The organism is Streptomyces sp. CAU 1734 (genome assembly GCF_039888735.1).
Lineage (GTDB): Bacteria > Actinomycetota > Actinomycetes > Streptomycetales > Streptomycetaceae > Streptomyces.
In genome coordinates, this window is sequence record NZ_JBDQQP010000005.1 from 336,261 (window position 1) to 354,968 (window position 18,708).

Below are 18,708 nucleotides of genomic sequence, written 5' to 3' on the forward strand. Positions count from 1 at the left end.
GCTGACGTGACGACCGTGACCCGCCCCCTCCGCCCCGCCCGTGCGACCGCCCGCTCCCGGCCGCGACGCCGTCCGGCTGCCCGCACCGGGTTACGCGCCGGCCCCGCCCGCCGTGAGCTCGGGGGAGGCCGCGCGTGAACTCCCCGGCCGGCCCGCCCGAGGGCCTTCCCCAGCTCCACCACGTCTCCGACGCCTCCGGACCCCGCTTCACCTCGGTCGACCCCCGCATACCCGCCGGTCTCCTCCCCGAGATCGGGGAACTCCTCGGCTGCGAACCGCCCCGGGAGACCCCCGGCCGCCCCGCCCCCGGCGAACTCCCCGCCGCCCTCGGCCACGCCACCCTCTCCGACGGCAGCCGGCTGCTCTGCCACACCGTTCACACCGAAGGGCACGGCTTCCACGCCCACGCGCTCTGGCTCCCCGCCGACGACTCCTTACCCGCCGGTCTGCTGCCCGTCGAACTCTGGGGCTCACCGCACTGGTCGGCCCGCACCCCGCAACACCGCGCACCCGATCCGCTCACCGAGCCCGTGCCCGGCCGCCGCATCAACCGCGCCGGTCTCACCGCCTTCGCGGGCGCCCGCGCCGAACTGCTCCCCGGCTTCCTCGCCGATGTGCGCGCGCTCTTCACCGACCCGGCCGCACCCCGGCTGATCCTCGCCGAACGCGACACCCACGACACCATCCAGTGGATCGCCCTGGCCGCCGCCGCCCTGCCCCGCAAGGACGCGGAGCGGCTCACCTTCATCTCGTACACCCGCCACCCCGGCCGGGCACCGCACCACCTCGTCGGCACCCTCCCCGACACGGCGGCGGGCACCGGCACCGGCCGGCACCGGATCCACGGCGCGGCGGGGCCGCCGCCCGCGGCCCCCGCGGACGATCTCTGGGCCCGGGTCGCCGCCCGGATCTGGCTCGCCGGGGAACCCCGGCTCTTCTCCGCCGCCCGGCGGCTCCCCGGCGAACACGAGAATCCGGACCCCGGCACCGGACCCCGTCCGCCCCGCGACCCCTATGACCCCGCCCGGCTCGCCGTCCTCGCGGCCACCACCGGGGTCCCCCTCGACTCCGCGGGGCGCGCCGCGGCGGCCCGCTGGGCACGGCGTCACGGACACGGCAGAGGCGCCGAATTCTGGACCCCGCTCCTGGCCGGACTCGCCGAGGGCGGCGACCCCCGGTCCCCCGGGGAGTGGCTCGCCCTCGCCGCCGTCGCGGACCGGATCGCCGCCGGCCCGGCCGGGGCACTCGCCGACGAACTCCTCGCCGCCCTCGCGGCGGTCGCCACCGCCCCGCCCGCACTCGTCCTCGCCCTGCTCGACCTGGCCGCCGCGCTCTCGGTCGAGACCATGGGCATCCACCCACTCCTCGCCGACCGCGTCACCGCCGCCCTCCTCGAAGCGGCCGCCGGCCCGGAGCCCGCTCCGCCCGCGCCCATCGCCGCCGTGCTCGACCGCCGCCCCGAACTCCGCGCACCCGTCCTCGCCGAACTCGACCGCGCCGCGGCGGAGGCGCCCGGGGGCCCCGCCCGTGTCGCCGCCGCCGTGCGGGCCGCCCTGCCGGCCGCCGACCTCGCCCCCACCCCCCACCTCCACCTCGGCGAAGCCGCCGGCCTGCGGCATGTTCCCGGCGACCCGGTACGCACCTTCCACACCCTGCTGGATCTCGCCGGGCCCGCCCACCGCGCCGACCCCGCCGTCCAGCGCACCGCCTTCCGCCTCGCCTGGCCCGGCCGCACCCCCGCCCCCGCCGAGGCCGGCCTTCTCGTCAACGAACTCGCCCAGGAGTGGCTCCAGAGCTCCGGAATCGGCGCCGAACTCACCCGTACCGCCCTCACCGCACCCGCCGGGGACCCCGACGCGCCCGCCCTCGCCGCCGATCTGCTCCGCTATGCCGGCCACGCCCTCGACCCCCGCACCCGGAGCGCCCTCTCGCTGCTCGCCCTCGCCGGGCACATCACCGGAGGCACCGCGGGGCCGGGTTTCATCCGGGAGGCGGGCACCCTCGCCCGTACCGCCCTGCCGCTCGAACCGGCCGTCGCCGAGCGCGCCGCCGCCGTGATCGCCCGAGTCCTCCTCTCCGACACCCCGCCGCCCGGAGAGCTGGAGGAACTGGCCCGCTCCGGCGATCCGGTGCTGCTCCAGGGGTACGAGACGGCCGCGCGCGGCGACCTGGACCGCGGCCGGCCGCATGCCCCGCCCGGCCGGATCGCCGCCCGCTTCATCGACTGGACCCGCGAGCCGGGCGCCAGCCCGGCCTGGGAACAGACCCGTACCGCGCTGCTCGCCGAGGTGCTGCGGCCCGCCGTCCGCCTGCTGCCGCCCGAGGGCATGGCCGAGGTCACGGCGGAGCTGGCACGCGCCGGGGACGGCCTGTCCGCCGCCTTCCAGGAGTGGAACCGGCCGGGCCGGCTCGCCCGGATCCGCGACCGGTTCCGGTGACCGCGGCGGCGGCCGGCTCACACCTCGGGGTGCAGCGCGACGCGCTCCTCGCCCGCGTACACATTCATGTTCGCGCCCCGCAGGAAGCCGACCAGGGTCAGCCCCGACCCGGCGGCCAGATCCACCGCGAGTGACGACGGGGCGGAGACCGCGGCGAGCACCGGCACGCCCGCCATCACCGCCTTCTGCGCGAGTTCGAACGAGGCCCGCCCGGACACCAGCAGAATCACCCGGGACAGCGGCAGCGAGCCCTCCTGGAGCGCCCGGCCGATCAGCTTGTCGACGGCGTTGTGCCGGCCGACGTCCTCGCGGACATCGAGCAGGTCGCCCTCCTCCGAGAAGAGCGCCGCCGCATGCAGCCCCCCGGTCCGGTCGAAGACCCGCTGCGCCGCCCGCAGCCGGTCCGGCAGCTCCGAGAGCAGCGCCGGCTCGATCCGGAGCCGGGGGATGTCCGCGATCGGCAGCCGTGCCGTGGTCCGCACCGCGTCCAGACTCGCCTTGCCGCAGAGCCCGCACGAGGACGTGGTGTACACATGGCGCTTCAGGGAGATGTCCGGCAGGGGTACGCCGGGGGCGAGTTTCACATCCACCACGTTGTAGGTGTTCACGCCGTCCGCCGTCGCGCCCGCGCAGTAGACGATCGACCGCACCTCGTCCGCCGCCGCGAGCACTCCCTCGCTCACCAGGAAGCCGGCCGCGAGCGCGAAATCGTCGCCGGGTGTGCGCATGGTCACGGCGAGTGGTTCGCCATTGAGCCGGATCTCCAGCGGTTCCTCGGCCACCAGGGTGTCGGGGCGGGCGGAGACCACACCGTCTCTGATACGGATGGTGCGGCGGCGTTCGGTGACCCGTCCCATGGCGATCGGTTCCCATTCGGCGAGGTGACCTGGACCGGCCCATTGTCCCTTACACCGGCCGGGGCGGTCCGGCACGCGCACCGGGATGGTCCGGGAGGCACACGAAGGAGGTCCGGCACGCATGCCGGGGCGGTTCCGGGGGCACCCGCCGGGGCGGCCCGGGAAGCACGGCCGGGCGGCTCCGAAGGCCCCCGGAGCAGGCGCGGGGCCCGGCGGACCCTCGGGAAGCTCCAAATTCCGGGGGCCGAATCCTGTCGGGTCACCTGCCGTCGTACCGGTTGGTAGCAGCGAAGACTGGGGCATTCCACTGCCCGCACGGAGGGGACTCCTTATGACCGGCTCACGTATCGCCGCGCTCGGGCACTACCAGCCCGCCGGCGTGCTCACCAATGAGGATCTGGCAGCGCTCGTCGACACCAGTGACGAGTGGATCCGCACCCGGGTCGGTATCCGGACCAGGCACCGCGCCGCGGACGACGAACCCGTCGACGAGCTGGCCGCCCATGCCGGTGCCAAGGCGCTCGCGGCGGCCGGACTGACCCCGCAGGACATCGGGCTGGTGCTGGTCGCCACCTCCACCGCGATCGACCGCTCGCCGAACACGGCGGCCCGGGTCGCCGCCCGGCTCGGCATGGAATCGCCCGCCGTGATGGACCTCAATGTGGTCTGTGCCGGCTTCACCCACGCCCTGGCCACCGCCGATCACGCGGTGCGGGCCGGATCCGCCGACCGGGTCCTGGTGATCGGCGCGGACAAGATGACGGCCGTCACCGACTGGAGCGACCGCACCACCTGTGTCCTGGTCGGCGACGGCGCGGGGGCGGCGATCGTCGAGGCGGCGCCGGAGGGCGAGGAGCCCGGTATCGGCCCGGTGCTGTGGGGATCGGTTCCGGCCATGGGCCACGCCGTGCGGATCGAGGGCACCCCGCCCGTGTTCGCGCAGGAGGGGCAGGCCGTCTACCGGTGGGCCACCACCCAGCTGCCGCCCATCGCCCGCAAGGTCTGCGAGCGCGGCGGGGTGCTCCCGGAGGAGCTGGCCGCCGTCGTGCTCCACCAGGCCAATCTGCGGATCATCGAGCCGGTGGCGCAGAAGATCGGCGCGGTGAACGCGGTGATCGCCCGCGATGTGATCGAGTCCGGCAACACCTCGGCGGCCTCCATTCCGCTGGCCCTCGCCAAGCTGGTCGAGCGCGGCGAGATCTCCTCCGGGGACCCGGTGCTGCTCTTCGGCTTCGGCGGCAATCTCTCGTACGCCGGCCAGATCATCCGCTGCCCCTGACCCGCGCGGGCGCGGGCGGCGGAGGGTCGCGGAGGGGCAGACTGAGCGCCATGGTCGCTGTGAGAAGTGCGGGACTGATGCTGTTCCGCGACCGCGAGGGGACCCTGGAGGTTCTCATCGGTCACATGGGCGGGCCCTTCTGGGAGGACCGCGACGAGCAGGCGTGGTCCGTGCCCAAGGGGCAGTACACCTCGGATGAGGAGCCGGCCGCCGCGGCCCGCCGGGAATTCGAGGAGGAACTCGGTCTCGCGCCGCCGCCGGGGGAGTGGCTGCCGCTGGGCGAGGCCCGGCAGCCCAACGGCAAGATCGTCACCATCTGGGCGCTGGAGGGCGAACTCGACACCGCCCTCGTGGTGCCGGGCACCTTCACCATGGAGTGGCCGCCCCGCTCGGGGGTCCGGGCCGAGTTCCCGGAGATCGACCGGGCCGGGTGGTTCCCGCTGGAGGAGGCGCGTCCCCGGCTGGTCGCGGGTCAGCGGGTCTTTCTCGACCGGCTGGCGGAGCTGCTCGACACCCGCCGGGACTGACACCCGCCCGCACCGTCGCCCGGCGGGATGCCCGCAGGCGGGGGCGGTACGGCGCTCCGGAGCGCACGGCGGCCGTCCTCGGCCGCCGTATCGCCCCTCGCGCGTCCGCCCGGGCGTCGACCGGCACCGCCCACCCGGCGACGGGCGCGATCGTCCGGTACACCCGCGGCCTCCACGGCCGTCCCGACCGGCGCACCGGCCCGCTTCCCGGCAGCCGGAGCAACGAGACCACACCCGTCCCGCGCGAGGCCGATTTCCCGGCCCTCCCCTGAACGCACCGGCCCTGGAGACTTTGTCCCGCGTGGGGAGGAACCGGCGCGGAAGCCCGCGCGACTTCTTCCCACTCGGAAAGGGCGCTGCTACTTTCCCCTCGAAAGCCGTATCACCCAGCGCCCCATGGGATTTGCCATGCCGAAGGCCGGGGGAGGGGAGGGCAGTGAGGCGCTTGACCGCACGGCCCGCCAACGCACACCAGGCGCGACTGCTGAGACTGCTGCGCGACGGCGGCCCCAACTCCCGCGCCCGGCTCGGTGATCTGGTCGACCTCTCCCGCTCCAGACTGGCCGTCGAGGTCGACCGGCTGCTGGGGACCGGGCTGATCGTCGCCGACGGCCTCGCCGCCTCGCGCGGCGGGCGCCGCTCCCACAACATCCGCCTCGCCCCCCGCCTCCGCTTCCTCGCCGCCGACATCGGCGCCACCTCCGTCAATGTCGCGGTCACCAACGCGGAACTGGAAGTACTGGGCCACCTCAGCCATCCCATGGACGTACGGGAAGGGCCCGTCGCGGTCTTCGAGCAGGTGCTGTCCATGGCGGCGAAACTGAAGGCGACCGGCCTCGCCGAGGGCTTCGACGGCGCCGGTATCGGCGTACCCGGGCCGGTCCGCTTCCCCGAGGGCACACCGGTCGCGCCCCCGATCATGCCCGGCTGGGACGGTTTCCCCGTCCGGCAGGCGCTCAGCCAGGATCTCGGCTGCCCGGTCATGGTCGACAACGATGTGAATCTGATGGCGATGGGCGAACAGCACGCGGGCGTCGCCCGGTCCGCCGCCGACTACCTCTGCGTCAAGATCGGCACCGGCATCGGCTGCGGAATCGTCGTCGGGGGAGAGGTCTACCGGGGCGCGACCGGCAGCGCCGGCGACATAGGCCATATCCAGGTCGACCCCTGCGGACGCCCCTGCCCCTGTGGCAACAGAGGCTGTCTGGAGGCCCACTTCAGCGGTGCCGCACTCGCCCGGGACGCCGAGGAGGCGGCCCGCTCCGGCCGCTCGCCCCGGCTCGCCGAACGGCTGGCCGCGAACGGCCGGCTCACCGCCGCCGATGTGGCGGCGGCCGCCTCGGCGGGCGACACCGCCGCACTCGAACTCATCCGCGAGGGCGGCGACCGGGTCGGCCAGGTCATCGCCGGACTCGTCAGCTTCTTCAACCCCGGCTTGGTGGTGATCGGCGGCGGGGTGACCGGCCTCGGCCACACCCTGCTGGCGAGCATACGGACCCAGGTCTACCGCCGGTCGCTGCCGCTGGCGACCGGGAATCTCCCCATCGTCCTCGGCGGGCTGGGCCGGATCGCCGGGGTGACCGGCGCGGCCCGCCTCATCAGCGACCATCTGTTCTCGCCGGTCTGACCCGGCACCGGCCCCACCGCCCCGTACGCCTCCGCGCGCCCGCTGCCCGCGCTGTGGAACGCCGCCCGTCCGTGAGCCGTACCCGCGGGCCGGCCCGCCCTCACCGCCGGACCGAAAAAGCAAAGGCAAGGAGAAAGCGCTCTCCTTGCCGTGCTCAACTTATAGCGCACCGGGGGGCTTGCCACAAGGCCCCGGTCGCGCCGGAGAATCGTCGCTCGACGCCACCACCAGGTGGTTCGACGGAGTGGGAGGCGCCGGCAGCGATGGCGGAGACGTATGTGCTGGATCTTCGGGAGGTCGACGAGACGCGGACAGCGGTCGTCGGCGGCAAGGGCGCGCAGTTGGGCGGGCTGTCGCGGATCGACGGTGTCCGTGTGCCGGACGGTTTCTGTGTGACGACGGATGCCTTCCGGCGGGTGATGGAGGATGTCCCGTCGATCGGTGACCGGCTCGACCGGTTGTCGCGGGTGGACCCGGACGACGGGGAGGCGATCCGCACGCTCGGCGCGGAGATCCGCCGGGCCGTCGAGGGGACCGCCGTCCCGGACGATCTCGTGGCGGCGGTCACGGGCGCGCTCGCCCGGCACGGCGACGGGGCCGCCGCCTATGCCGTGCGGTCCAGCGCGACCGCGGAGGATCTGCCGACGGCCTCCTTCGCCGGTCAGCAGGACACCTATCTGAACGTGGTGGGAGCGGAATCGGTGCTCCGGCACATCAGCCGCTGCTGGGCCTCGCTGTTCACCGAACGGGCCGTGGTCTACCGGCGGCGGAACGGCATCGACCACCGCACGGTCCACATGGCCGTGGTCGTGCAGCGGATGGTGTTCCCGGACGCGTCCGGCGTCCTGTTCACGGCCGATCCCGTCACGGGCAACCGGAAGGTCGCCACCGTGGACGCCGGCTTCGGCCTCGGGGAGGCGCTGGTCTCCGGTCTCGTGAACCCTGATGTCTTCGCGGTGCGGGACGGTGAGATCGTCGCCAGGACCATCGCCGCCAAACAGCGGGCCGTGCACGCCCTGCCGGGCGGCGGCACCCGGGAGGCGGCGGTCGACCCGCGGCGGCAGAGGCAGCCGGCGCTGACCGATGCCCAGGCAGTGGCGCTCGTGCGGCTCGGGCGGCGGATCGAGGCGCACTTCGGCCGCCCGCAGGACATCGAGTGGTGTCTGGCCGAGGACGGTTTCCGGATCGTTCAGAGCCGGCCGGTCACCACCCTGTTCCCCGTTCCCGCCGCCGAGCCCGGCGACCCGGAGAACCGTGTCTATGTCTCGGTCGGCCATCAGCAGATGATGACCGACCCCATGAAACCCCTGGGCCTGTCCGTGTGGCGGATGCTGGCCATGGCACCGATGCGGGAGGCCGGCGGGCGGCTGTTCGTCGACGCCACCGGGCGTCTGACCTCACCCGCGGGCCGCGCCGGTCTCCTGGACCTCATCGGCAGAGAGGACCCGCTGACCAGGGACGCGCTGGAGACCGTGCTGGACCGCGACGACTTCGTCCCCCTGCTGCCCGACCCGGCTCCGGCCCCCGGCCCGGACTCGGACCCGGGCGGGCCGCCCGCCCGGATCCCGACCGATCCGGCCGTCGTCACCGGGCTGATCGAACGCGGCCGGGCCTCCGTCGCGGCCCTGGAGCGCGATATCCGGACGAAGACCGGACCGGCGCTGTTCGACTTCCTGCTGGAGGCGATCCAGGAGCACAAGCGGGCGCTCGCCGATCCGCTGAGCCATCAGGCGATCATGGCGGGAATCGAAGCCACCTGGTGGCTCAACGACCGCCTCCGGGAGTGGCTGGGCGAGAAGAACGCGGCCGACACACTCACCCTGTCCGCCCCCGGCAACATCACCTCCGAGATGGGACTGGAGCTGCTCGACGTCGCGGACGCCGTCCGCCCGCACCCGGAAGTGGTGGAATTCCTGCGGGCCGTCGGAGACCGGCACGGGCCGGACTGGCTGGACGGGCTGGCGGAGCTGCCGGGCGGAGCCGGGGCGCGCGAGGCCCTGGAGGGCTACCTCGGCCGCTACGGCATGCGCTGCGTCGGCGAGATCGACATCACCCGGCCGCGCTGGTGCGAGCGGCCCGCCGCACTCGTTCCGGCGATCCTCGACAATGTCAGGAACTTCCCTCCGGGCGCCGCCGGGCGGCGCTTCGAGGAAGGGCGGCGGAAGGCGCTGGCCAAGGAAGCCGACGTGCTGTCACGGCTGCGGGCCCTGCCGGACGGGGACCGCAGGGCCGGCGAGACCAAGCGGATGATCGACCGGGTGCGGACCTTCATCGGCTACCGGGAGTACCCGAAGTACGACATCGTCAGCCGCCTGCTCGTCTACCGGCGCGCCCTGCTGGCGGAGGCCGGGCGCCTGGTGCGGGCCGGCGTGCTGACCCGGCGGGAGGACGTCTTCTTCCTCACCTTCGGGGAATTCCGGGAGGCCGTGCGCACGCGGCGGGTGGACGGCGGGCTGATCCGCCGGCGCGAGGCGGAGTTCCGGTCGTACGCCGCGCTCACCCCGCCCCGGGTGCTCACCTCGGACGGCGAGGCCGTCACCGGGGCGTACCGGCGCGAGGGCGTGCCGGCCGGTGCCCTGACCGGCCTGCCGGTCTCCGCCGGAACCGTCGAGGGAAGGGCCCGGGTCGTCCTCGACATCGCGAAGGCCGATCTCGAACCGGGCGACATCCTGGTCACCACCTTCACCGACCCCAGCTGGTCGCCGCTCTTCGTCGGGATCGCGGGCCTGGTGACGGAGGTCGGCGGCCTGATGACCCACGGCGCCGTGATCGCCCGGGAGTACGGCCTCCCCGCCGTGGTGGGCGTGGACCGCGCCACCCGGCTGATCCGGGACGGACAGCGGATCCGCCTGCACGGAACCGACGGCTGCGTCGAGCTCCTGTCCTGACCGGCGGCGGAGCCCGGCCGGGTCGCGCTTCCGCGGGGCTCCGGAGAGGACCGCCTCCGCGGAGGCCGCCGGCCGCCGGGCCGGCGTCCCCGCCCACCCGGCATCCCGGATCCTCAGCCGATCCCCTGCCGGTCCGGGCGGAGCGCGAACTCCCGGTCGGCCGCCTCGGGCACGGCCCGTACCACCGCCTGCACCAGCAGCGCCCGGTGCCTGAGCAGCGGGGCGCCCCGCTCCGGCGGCACGAGCAGCAGCAGATCGTCGATCGCCGCCAGCAGCCGGCGGGTGACCTGCGGCTGTTCGGCCGCCGCCGTGCGGATCTCGGTGAGCCCCAGGTCCACCAGATGCTCCCAGGCGGGCACCGGCTGGATGAGCCGTACGGTGCCCGAGCGGTCCCGGTGATGGACCGCGCCGAGCGCGTCCCCCGCCACCGCCGAGAGCAGTTCGACCATCCTGTCCAGACACTGCACGGCGGTCGTCGGATCATTGACGGCCGGTGACAGCGCCCGCAGCGCGATGTCCGAGAGCTGCCGCAGCCCGAGCCCGAGATCCTGGTGGAAGGTGCGCTCCGTGCCCACGGACACGGTGTACGGCGGCACTCTCACCCGTACCGGCCCGTCGGCGTGGACGGCCAGTACCGGAGTGCCGGCGACCACGAAGTCCCCGATCCGGGGCAGCAGCCGCAGCACCACTCCGCGCCGCCGTGCCAGTCGCACCAGCCGGGCCACATGCACATCCCGCAGTACACCGGCCCGCCCCCGGTGAGGGATCCGGCCGATCTCCGCGGCGAGCGCCACCGGCTCCCCGGCGCCCGCCGGCTGCCGCGCCGCCATCCGCAGCGACTCCCGGGTGATCCGGTCGACCACCGGCCCCACCTGCATCAGCCGCAGCGTGGACGACACGTAGGCGATGAAGAGCAGCAGACTGAGCCCCACCAGCGCCATCGTCGCCAGGCTCTGCACCACCGGTACGGAGGTGACCTGCCGCGCGTCGGTCTCGCTCTCGTACGACGTCAGCACCAGCAGCGAGAAGAGAAACGTCGCCAGGAACACCGTCAGCGTCGCCTTGCTGATCCGGCTGCGCACAAAGATCCGCACCACCCGGGGCGTGAGCTGTCCGCTCGCCATTTGCACGGCCACCAGCGAAATGCTGAAGACGACACCGATGAAGGTCATCATCGCCGAGCTGATCGTGGTCACGATCGTCTTGGCGTCCTCGGCGATCGAGATCAGCGCCCGCAGTTCCGCGTACGCGCCCTCCTCGCGAAGCACCGTCACGATCCGGTCGTCCAGGGCACCCGCCGCCCACCACAGCAGAACGGCGCCGGCGAGTCCGGCCGTGGGAGCGAACCACAGGGTGTCGCGGAGATGCTCGCGCAGCGGCGAGAGCGGGCGGGGCCGTCGATGGCTGCGATCAGTCACGCAGGTGAAGGTAGCGTCACCGAGGGTGAAGAGGCGGGTACTCGCCGCGACAACACTCCGCAGCGTGGCCCGCCACCCCCGTTTGAGTCGCCGCACCGCACTGACCACGGGATATGTGGGTGAAAGGCACCCCGAAGCCCTGGTATTGTTGTCCATGTCGCCGCGGGAAACCGGGGCGGTCACCTGGTCCGGGTGGCGGAATGGCAGACGCGCTAGCTTGAGGTGCTAGTGCCCTTTATCGGGCGTGGGGGTTCAAGTCCCCCCTCGGACACCAGTAGAGACCCCAGTTGATCTGGGGTCTTTCTGTTTCTCCGGCAGTGGCGTAACCAACAGCCGAGCGAATCTCCTGGTCGGACCAGCCGCAGGAGTGCGGGCGCACCGCGCGACGGCACGTGCTTGCTCGCGTGGTCGGCCCACCTCAAGGCCGTGGCCCATCACCTGATCGAGCAGTCCGCCCCCGGCGAGGCACGCGCCGCCCACGTGGCCGGGCCGCTGTACCGGCGTCGGCCGACCGGGCTGCGCTCCCTGAACGTGCCCCAGCACGTCTGGCGAGATCCAAAACGCCCCGTCCGTGCGCCGCCCCGCGGCCGTGCGGGTGGGGCGTCCGGCTCGACGGAGCGGAACGGTTCGGGCCTCGTCCGGGGAAGGGTCCGGTCGACGGGCGGGGTCGGCTCGGTGACGCATGACCAACAGAGGCCCGGAACGGCGGGAAGCAGCAGGGGGAAAGGGGCAAGTGCCCGGTGAAATCCGGCTTGCCGGAGGGTGTTTCCCCAGGTCGGAGCCTTTGAGGGCTGGCGCCCGAGAGGAGAGTTCAAGTCCCCCTCGGACGCCATGGGTATTCCATGCGCACACCCTGGTCGGCTTCACGGAACTCCCAGCACGGATTCGTCCGCGCCGGGAGTTCTTTTTCGTTGGTGCGGGTGTGCGGGCGAGGGACCCCGGCGGCCGAGGTACCCGCGCGGTCAGTCCAGGGTGCCGAGCGGGATGTCGATACAGGACTCGGCGCCCTGCGGGGAGGAGATCTCGACGGTGGTCAGCGGGGTGTTGGCGTCGGCGAAGAGCGGGTCGTGGGTGTCGATGATCAGCTGGAGCCGGCGGCCCCTGGCCAGGACGTAGTGGGCGGGCTGGAGGGTGAAGGCCACGGTGGTGGCCCGGCCGGCCTGTTCGCCGGTGATGGTGAAGGGGGCGTGGGTGATGATGGCCGCCTTGCCGGTGGCCGGGTCGCTGTCCATCAGATACGCCACGATCGTGGCGTCCTTCTCCTGCGGCTTCACGGTGACCCGCACTTCCGGGTCGCCCTGCACACGCATGGCCCGCGCCAGCGGTGCGCCGGTCCAGATCGCCGCGAGGCCGCGGTCGATGTCGGCGGTCCGGTACACATGGGGCAGGCCCATGCGTTCGGCCAGGCCGGTCTGGACCAGCTTCGGGGCGACGACCGCCTCGGTGCTCTCGCCGGTGGCCTTGACCGAGCGGCTCCAGCCCGGCTGCGGCCCGTCCTCGGTCAGCTCCGCGTCGAGCTGTCCGGCGGACGCGCCGGCGAGGTGGAAACGCTTCCGGGGGAGGGCGTAGCTCGCCCAGTCGGGGTGGTGCAGGTCCGACAGCAGATTGTGCATGTACTCGGAGCGGATGCCGAACCGCGGTTCGCGTCCGTCGCCGGCGCTGCCGCCGATGTGATGGTCCAGCCAGCGGTAGGCCATCTCGGTGGGCTTGGAGAGCAGCCCGGCCAGGCCGCCGAGCTCGCCGTTGCCGTGGTCGCCCACCTGGACGAGGAGCGACTTGGGGCCCTCCAGGCCGGTGAACAGGTCGATGACGGCGGGTACCGAGAAGATCGTCTCGTGCCAGGCGGTGGTCAGCAGGATCGGCGTCCGGTTGGCGTTGTACGCCGGCAGCCGGTGCCGGGGGGACCGGTCCCGGGCGAAGCCGATGACCTGCTCGTCGATGACGTCGGCGCGGATCTTCTGGATGACCTCGCGGAATTCGGGTGAGCACCGGTCCTCGCCGAAGAGCTGGACGAGGGTCTCGAACGCCTTGAGGTGGCGGGTGCCGTTCTGGTACAGCGAGGTGAACAGGTCGCCCCAGGCGCTGGTGCCGGCCACGGCCCTGACCCGGGGGTCCTCCGCGGCCAGCAGCAGGCTCGTCCCCGCGCCGTAGGAGGAGCCGAAGCAGCCGATGCGTTCCGGGTCCACGGCCTCGTGGCCGATCAGCCAGTCGACGATCTCGACGGCGTCGGCCACGTCCTGCGGTCCCGCGACATGGATCTCGCCCCCGGAGTCGGCCAGGCCGCGCTGGCTGTAGGCGAGGACGGCGTAACCGCCGAGGGCCCAGCGCGGGAACATGCCGAGGTAGGCCCGCCGGCCGATCGAGATCAGCGGGGCGGGCATGACGACCGCGGGACAGGTTTGGCCGGGCGCGAGATCGCGCGGCACGCTCAGCGCCGCGTCGATCAGTGTCCCGTCCGACATGGTGATCGAGACCTCGGTGTACGCGGCGGTCTGCGCGTACGTCTCGTAGGTGTCGGCCAGGCCCCATTGGTCCAGGCGGCCGATGGCGCGCGGCGACGGGTTCACCAGCGCCTCGCGGATCGCCTCCAGCCTGGCGAGTTCATCGGTACTGGGCGTGAACGGGTTCCCCGGGGTGCTCTCAACCGGCATGACTGTGCCCGCCTTCCCTGGCAGTGGCGCTGACGGAGGTTCGGAGACATGGTCACCCCGCCGTGATCACCGCGGGAGGCCGTCCCGGGGTGATCACCCGGAAGGGTGGCCGGCGCCGGTTAAACGCCCGGGCGCGGAAGAGACCGGATCTCGCGCCGGGGGTGCTCGGCTTCTCCCGGGGCGGCGGGGGAGCGGCCCGGATCCTCCGGCCGGGTGGCGAATGTGGGGGCCATGGCGGCCAAAGATACCGGAGGGGGGTATATTGGCGATCCGAAACGCATACCCCCCTCCGGTATAGGAGTCAGTTATGTCAACCCCGGCCGCCCCTCCAAGCCCGCGCCGCTGGACGGCGCTCGTCCTCATAGCCCTGGCCCAGTTCACGGTCATCATGGACACGTCGATCATTGGTGTGGCCCTCCCCAAAATGCAGGTTGACCTGGGCTTCTCGCCGGAGGGCCTGTCCTGGGTGTTCAACGCCTATGTCGTCGCCTTCGGCGGGCTCCTGCTGCTCGGCGGGCGGCTCTCCGACCTCTTCGGCGCCAAGCGGATCTTCGTCGCCGGCTGGTCCGTGATGGCCGCGGGCTCCCTGGTCGCCGGCCTCGCCTCCACGGTCTGGGTCGAACTGACCGGCCGCGCCCTGCAAGGCGTCGGTGCCGCGCTGATCGCCCCGTCCGCGCTGACGCTGCTGATGATGCTCTTCGGCGCCCGGCCCAAGGAGCTGACCAAGGCGCTGGCCCTGTACGGCGCCGCGGCACCGGCGGGCGGCACCGCCGGTGTCTTCCTCGGCGGCGTCATCACCGAGTGGGCCAGCTGGCCCTGGGTGTTCTACATCAACATCCCGATCGCCCTGGTCGTGCTGGCGCTCACCCCGGGTGTCATGCCCTCGGTCCCGGTCCGCCGCGGCTCCGTCGACCTCGCGGGAGCGGCCACCGTCACCCTCGGGCTCGCCACCGCCGTCTACGCCATCGTCCGCGCCCCCGAGACCGGCTGGGGTTCGGCGGAGACCTGGCTCGTACTGGCCGCCGGCGCGGCCCTGCTCGCCGCCTTCGTCGCCATCCAGTCCAGGCGCCGTGAGCCGCTGATGCGGCTGGGCATCTGGCGGGCACCCAACCTGGCCGGAGCCAACATCGCGCAGCTGCTGATGGCCGCCGCGTGGATCCCGATGTGGTTCTTCCTCAACCTCTATCTCCAGCAGGTGCTCGGACTGGGCGCCTTCGCCTCCGGCGCGGCCCTGCTGCCCATGACGGTCGCCATCATGATCATGATGATTGTGCTGGCACCCCGGCTGATGGCCCGCTTCGGGACCAAGCCGCTGATCGTCACCGGCCTGCTGGCCCTCGCCGCCGGCATGCTGTGGCTCTCTTTCGCCCGGGCGGACGGCACCTTCTGGGTCGACGTCCTGCCCGCCTCCCTGCTGGCCGCGGCCGGCATGTCACTGGCGTTCATCCCCTCCCTCGGCACCGCGCTCTCCAGCGCCCGCCCCGAGGAGGGCGGCCTGGCCTCCGGCATCGTCAACACCGGCTACCAGGTCGGCTCCGCCCTCGGACTGGCCGCGATGACGGCGGTCTCCGCCGCGTACGGCGCCCGTGAACTCGGCGACCCCGAAGCCCTCACCAACGGCTTCTCCGCCGCCTTCCTCGGCGCCGCGGCCCTCGCCGCCGTCGGCGCGCTCGCCTCACTGCTCACCCTGCGCACCACCCCCGCACCGGCATCCGCGCAGGGCGGGGAGCGGCCCGCCGGGGCGGGCACCGTCTGAGTCGTCGCGTCATCGCGCCGCCCGGCGGGGGAGGACACACCCCGGCCGGGCGGCACGCGCGGTCCGCCTCCACTCGGCACCGGGGCCCGGCCCCTCCGCGCAGCGGCTCACGGGCGCTCTCCGCCGCCTCCGCGCCGGCGGCCCGGAAGGAACGGTCCGTGACTTCGGGGTCCCGTCGGCGACTTCGGGCTCCGGCGCGACGCCCGCCGCGGGGCGGTGGCGCCGACCCCGGCGGGGAGGTCAGGCCGCGACCCCCATCACCCGCCCCACGGAAGCCGGGTCGCCGACCGCCGCGAGCATCGCGTGGGCCACATCCGCGCGGCTCACCGTGTGACCGCGGGGCACCGCCCCGCCGAACCGGGTCCGGTACGTGCCCGTCAGCGGGCCGTCGGTCAGCCGGGGCGGGCGGATCACCGTCCAGTCCGCACCGCCGGCCCGGATCTCGCTCTCCATCACGGCCAGATCGGCGTAGATGTCCCGGAAGGCGCGCCGTATCAGGGGCAACAGCACGACCCGGTAGAGCAAACCCTCGCCCTCCGGCGGCCCGAGCGGGGAGGCGCTCACCGAGACGAGCCGCCGCACCCCCTCGGCGTCGAGGGCGCGCAGAATCGCCCGGGTCCCGGCGGAGGCGATCCCCGCGGACTTGTTGGCCGGCGCGCCGAGCGCGGAGAGCACCGCGTCGCGTCCCGCGACCACCGGGCGCAGCGCCTCCGCGTCGGTCACGTCGGCGACGGCGATCTCCAGCCGTTCGTGCGCGCCGACGGCCAGCCTGCCCGGGTCGCGCACGACCGCCGTGACCCGGTGTCCGGCGCCGAGCGCCTGCTGGACGAGCTGCCGGCCGGTGCCGCCGGTCGCCCCGAAGACCGTGTAGTGCATAGGTCGCCTCTCCTGGGGGGGTGGGTGAGTGTTCACTCACCTCTAGGGTGAGTCAATGCCCACCTCGAAGTCAACACGCCCCACCCGCGAGCGGATCATCGACGCCGCCGAGCATCTGCTGCGCTCCGCCGGGCTCGCCCACACCACGACCAAGGAGATCGCCCGCGAGGCCGGGTGCTCCGAGGCGGCGCTCTACAAGCACTACCGCAGCAAGGAGGAGATCTTCGTCCGCGTCCTCCGGGACCGGCTGCCCCGCCTCAACCCCCTCCTGGACGAGCTGGGGCAGGACCCGGGAGACCTCGGCGTGGAGCACAACCTCGTCCGCGTCGCCGAACACGCCGTCCGCTTCTACGAGCAGAGTGTCCCGCTGGTCGCCTCGCTCTTCGCCGAACCCGCGCTCAGGAAGCGCCACTTCCAGGGCGTCAGGGAACTCGGCCAGGGACCGCACATCCCCCTGGAGGCCCTGGCCCGCTATCTGCGCGCCGAGCGCGACCGCGGAGCCCTGAGGCCCGACGCCGACCCGGACGCGGCCGCGGCACTGCTCCTGGGCGCCTGCTCCCAGCGGGCGTTCGTCCACGACACCTCGGAGGGCATGCCTCCGCCGCAGTCGGCGGAGGAGTTCGCGACCGCGCTCGTCCGCACCCTGCTGAACGGAGTGCTGCCGGGCCCCGGAGCGCCCGCGCTCGAACCGTGAACCCCGGCCCGGCGCCGGACACCGGCGATCCGCCCGCCCGGATGCGCGCCGGCGGAACACGAGGGGAGCGGCCGGCCCCGGGTGACCGGATCCGTCCGCTGCCGGACCCGATGCTGCCTGTCGCCGCCCCTCCCGCGCGGGCCAGTCTGGTGGACATGACCCGAGCGCTGATCGTCATCGATGTCCAGGAGTCCTTCCGTGCCCGTCCGCTGTGGGAGACCATTTCCGACCCGAGGATCGCCGACCGGGTGAACCGTCTGGTCCGGCTCTTCCGCCGGACCGGTGACCTGGTCGTGTGGGTACTGCACGCGGAGCCCGGCACCGGAGACGTCTTCGATCCGGCACTCGGCCATGTCCGGCTGATGGAGGAACTGGAGCGGGCGGACGGCGAACCCCTGATCCACAAGACCTCGCACAACGCCTTCACCACCACCAACCTCCAGCAACTCCTCACCGAACGCGGCATCCGCGAACTCGCCGTCTGCGGTCTGCGCACCGAGCAGTGCGTGGAGACCACCGCCCGGGTCGCCGGCGACCTCGGCCATGACGTCACCTTCGTCATCGACGCGACCGCCACCAACCCCATTCCCCACCGCGACGCCCCGGCCGGCGCGAGCGTCGCCGAACTCCTCGCCGACCCCCGTACGCTCCCCGCCGGCGAGATCATCCGGCGCACCGAATACGCACTGGCCGGACGCTTCGCCACCATCGCGACCGTCGCCGAACTGGAAGCCGCGGCGGACCATCGCGCATGATGACCGAATCGTGAGCCACATCGTCTTCTTCCTGGTGCCCGGGGTCCATCTGCTCGACCTCGCCGGTCCCGCGCAGGTCTTCTCCACGGCGGCCGACTTCGGGCACCCGTACACGCTCTCCTATGTCGCCGACCGGCCGCAGGTCACCACCGCGCAGGGGCTGCCGCTGGTCGCCGGGCAGGACTGGCCCCGGCTCGGGCCCGGCGACCTCATCGTGGTGCCCGGCTGGCGGACCGGCTCGCCGGCCGGCGAGCCCGCCATCGGCTCCGCCGCCCTGCGGGCCCTGCGCGACCATCACACCGGCGGCGGCACGGTGGCCGGGGTCTGCGGCGGCGCCGAGGCGCTCGGCCGGGCCGGTCTGCTCGACGGCCGCCGCTGCACCACCCACCACGATGTGCAGGACGAGCTCGCCCGGCGCCATCCGAGAGCGGTGGTCGTGCGCGACGTACTCTTCACCGCCGACGACCGCGTGATCACCTCGGCCGGTGTCGCCAGCGGCATCGATCTGGCCCTGCATCTCGTCGCGGCCCGGCACGGACCGGCCACCGCCGCCCGGGTCGCCCGGGACATGGTCGTCCACACCCGCCGCAACGGCCATGAACCGCAGGCCAGCGCCATGCTCCGGCACCGGTCACATCTCGACGACACCGTGCACCGCGCGCAGGACATCATCGACAACCGCTTCGACCAGCCGCTTCCGCTGCCCGCGCTGGCCTCGGCCGTCGGGGTGAGCGAACGCACCCTCACCCGGCTCTTCACCCGGGCCACCGGCCTCACCCCGCTGCGCTACCAGCAGACGCTCCGCCTCGAACGCGCCCAGCACTTCATCAGCCACGGCGCGACGATCGGCGCCGCCGCCCGCTCGGTCGGATTCGAGGATCCCCGGATGCTGCGCCGCCTCCGCGCCCGGACATCCTGAGCGCGCCGGAACACACCGCGCGG

At 73.5% G+C, this 18,708-nt stretch carries 13 protein-coding genes and 1 tRNA gene; 10 read left to right on the forward strand and 4 right to left on the reverse strand.

What is annotated here, in order from left to right:
- The first annotated feature begins 134 nt into the window (after positions 1 to 134).
- Positions 135 to 2,438, forward strand: a complete 2,304-nt coding sequence (locus AAFN69_RS12145) for a GTPase-associated protein 1-related protein (RefSeq protein WP_347728406.1) — start codon at positions 135 to 137, stop codon at positions 2,436 to 2,438.
- Positions 2,439 to 2,455: 17 nt separating this feature from the next.
- Here AAFN69_RS12145 and fdhD read toward each other — a convergent pair whose 3' ends face one another.
- Complete coding sequence (fdhD, locus tag AAFN69_RS12150) at positions 2,456 to 3,295, reverse strand: formate dehydrogenase accessory sulfurtransferase FdhD (protein WP_347728407.1); 840 nt, start codon at positions 3,293 to 3,295, stop codon at positions 2,456 to 2,458.
- A gap of 331 nt (positions 3,296 to 3,626) precedes the next feature.
- Here fdhD and AAFN69_RS12155 point away from each other — a divergent pair, with 331 nt between their 5' ends.
- From AAFN69_RS12155 to rph, 4 genes are all read left to right on the forward strand, one after another.
- Positions 3,627 to 4,574 (forward strand): beta-ketoacyl-ACP synthase III, encoded by a 948-nt coding sequence (locus tag AAFN69_RS12155; RefSeq protein ID WP_347728408.1) that lies wholly within the window; start codon positions 3,627 to 3,629, stop codon positions 4,572 to 4,574.
- A 50-nt stretch (positions 4,575 to 4,624) separates the two neighbouring features.
- A complete protein-coding gene (locus AAFN69_RS12160; protein WP_347728409.1) occupies positions 4,625 to 5,101 on the forward strand; it encodes an NUDIX domain-containing protein in 477 nt (158 codons plus the stop codon).
- Between the two features lie 445 nt (positions 5,102 to 5,546).
- Positions 5,547 to 6,728, forward strand: a complete 1,182-nt coding sequence (locus AAFN69_RS12165) for an ROK family protein (protein ID WP_347728410.1) — start codon at positions 5,547 to 5,549, stop codon at positions 6,726 to 6,728.
- 263 nt (positions 6,729 to 6,991) lie between these two features.
- Positions 6,992 to 9,616 (forward strand): rifamycin-inactivating phosphotransferase, encoded by a 2,625-nt coding sequence (rph, locus tag AAFN69_RS12170; protein ID WP_347728411.1) that lies wholly within the window; start codon positions 6,992 to 6,994, stop codon positions 9,614 to 9,616.
- A gap of 113 nt (positions 9,617 to 9,729) precedes the next feature.
- Here the strand turns inward: rph and AAFN69_RS12175 are convergent, their stop codons facing one another.
- Complete coding sequence (locus tag AAFN69_RS12175) at positions 9,730 to 11,034, reverse strand: DUF2254 domain-containing protein (RefSeq protein ID WP_347728412.1); 1,305 nt, start codon at positions 11,032 to 11,034, stop codon at positions 9,730 to 9,732.
- Positions 11,035 to 11,220: 186 nt separating this feature from the next.
- Between AAFN69_RS12175 and AAFN69_RS12180 the strand changes: the two genes are divergently transcribed.
- Positions 11,221 to 11,308 (forward strand) — tRNA-Leu (locus AAFN69_RS12180).
- Positions 11,309 to 11,996: 688 nt separating this feature from the next.
- On the opposite strand, the gene AAFN69_RS12185 is transcribed toward AAFN69_RS12180, so the two are convergent.
- Complete coding sequence (locus AAFN69_RS12185) at positions 11,997 to 13,685, reverse strand: alpha/beta fold hydrolase (RefSeq protein ID WP_347728413.1); 1,689 nt, start codon at positions 13,683 to 13,685, stop codon at positions 11,997 to 11,999.
- A 307-nt stretch (positions 13,686 to 13,992) separates the two neighbouring features.
- Between AAFN69_RS12185 and AAFN69_RS12190 the strand changes: the two genes are divergently transcribed.
- Positions 13,993 to 15,441, forward strand: coding sequence for an MFS transporter (locus AAFN69_RS12190; RefSeq protein WP_347728414.1), 1,449 nt, complete (start codon positions 13,993 to 13,995; stop codon positions 15,439 to 15,441).
- Positions 15,442 to 15,681: 240 nt separating this feature from the next.
- On the opposite strand, the gene AAFN69_RS12195 is transcribed toward AAFN69_RS12190, so the two are convergent.
- The gene (locus AAFN69_RS12195; protein WP_347728415.1) at positions 15,682 to 16,317 is read right to left on the reverse strand and encodes an NAD(P)H-binding protein; all 636 of its coding nucleotides are present in this window, start codon (positions 16,315 to 16,317) and stop codon (positions 15,682 to 15,684) included.
- Between the two features lie 55 nt (positions 16,318 to 16,372).
- Between AAFN69_RS12195 and AAFN69_RS12200 the strand changes: the two genes are divergently transcribed.
- The 3 genes from AAFN69_RS12200 to AAFN69_RS12210 all read left to right on the forward strand — a co-directional run bounded on the left by AAFN69_RS12200 (position 16,373) and on the right by AAFN69_RS12210 (position 18,685).
- Positions 16,373 to 17,011: a TetR/AcrR family transcriptional regulator gene (locus tag AAFN69_RS12200; protein ID WP_347728416.1), complete on the forward strand. Its 639-nt coding sequence runs from the start codon at positions 16,373 to 16,375 to the stop codon at positions 17,009 to 17,011.
- Between the two features lie 155 nt (positions 17,012 to 17,166).
- The gene (locus AAFN69_RS12205) at positions 17,167 to 17,766 is read left to right on the forward strand and encodes an isochorismatase family protein (RefSeq protein WP_347728417.1); all 600 of its coding nucleotides are present in this window, start codon (positions 17,167 to 17,169) and stop codon (positions 17,764 to 17,766) included.
- 10 nt (positions 17,767 to 17,776) lie between these two features.
- Positions 17,777 to 18,685, forward strand: a complete 909-nt coding sequence (locus AAFN69_RS12210) for a DJ-1/PfpI family protein (protein WP_347728418.1) — start codon at positions 17,777 to 17,779, stop codon at positions 18,683 to 18,685.
- The last annotated feature ends 23 nt before the right edge of the window (positions 18,686 to 18,708 follow it).

Coding starts and splice junctions, on each gene's coding strand:
- fdhD (WP_347728407.1), bottom strand. CDS start 3,295: ATGGGACGGGTCACCGAACGCCGCCGCACCATCCGTATCAGAGACGGT.
- AAFN69_RS12155 (WP_347728408.1), top strand. CDS start 3,627: ATGACCGGCTCACGTATCGCCGCGCTCGGGCACTACCAGCCCGCCGGC.
- AAFN69_RS12160 (WP_347728409.1), top strand. CDS start 4,625: ATGGTCGCTGTGAGAAGTGCGGGACTGATGCTGTTCCGCGACCGCGAG.
- rph (WP_347728411.1), top strand. CDS start 6,992: ATGGCGGAGACGTATGTGCTGGATCTTCGGGAGGTCGACGAGACGCGG.
- AAFN69_RS12185 (WP_347728413.1), bottom strand. CDS start 13,685: ATGCCGGTTGAGAGCACCCCGGGGAACCCGTTCACGCCCAGTACCGAT.
- AAFN69_RS12190 (WP_347728414.1), top strand. CDS start 13,993: ATGTCAACCCCGGCCGCCCCTCCAAGCCCGCGCCGCTGGACGGCGCTC.
- AAFN69_RS12195 (WP_347728415.1), bottom strand. CDS start 16,317: ATGCACTACACGGTCTTCGGGGCGACCGGCGGCACCGGCCGGCAGCTC.
- AAFN69_RS12200 (WP_347728416.1), top strand. CDS start 16,373: ATGCCCACCTCGAAGTCAACACGCCCCACCCGCGAGCGGATCATCGAC.
- AAFN69_RS12205 (WP_347728417.1), top strand. CDS start 17,167: ATGACCCGAGCGCTGATCGTCATCGATGTCCAGGAGTCCTTCCGTGCC.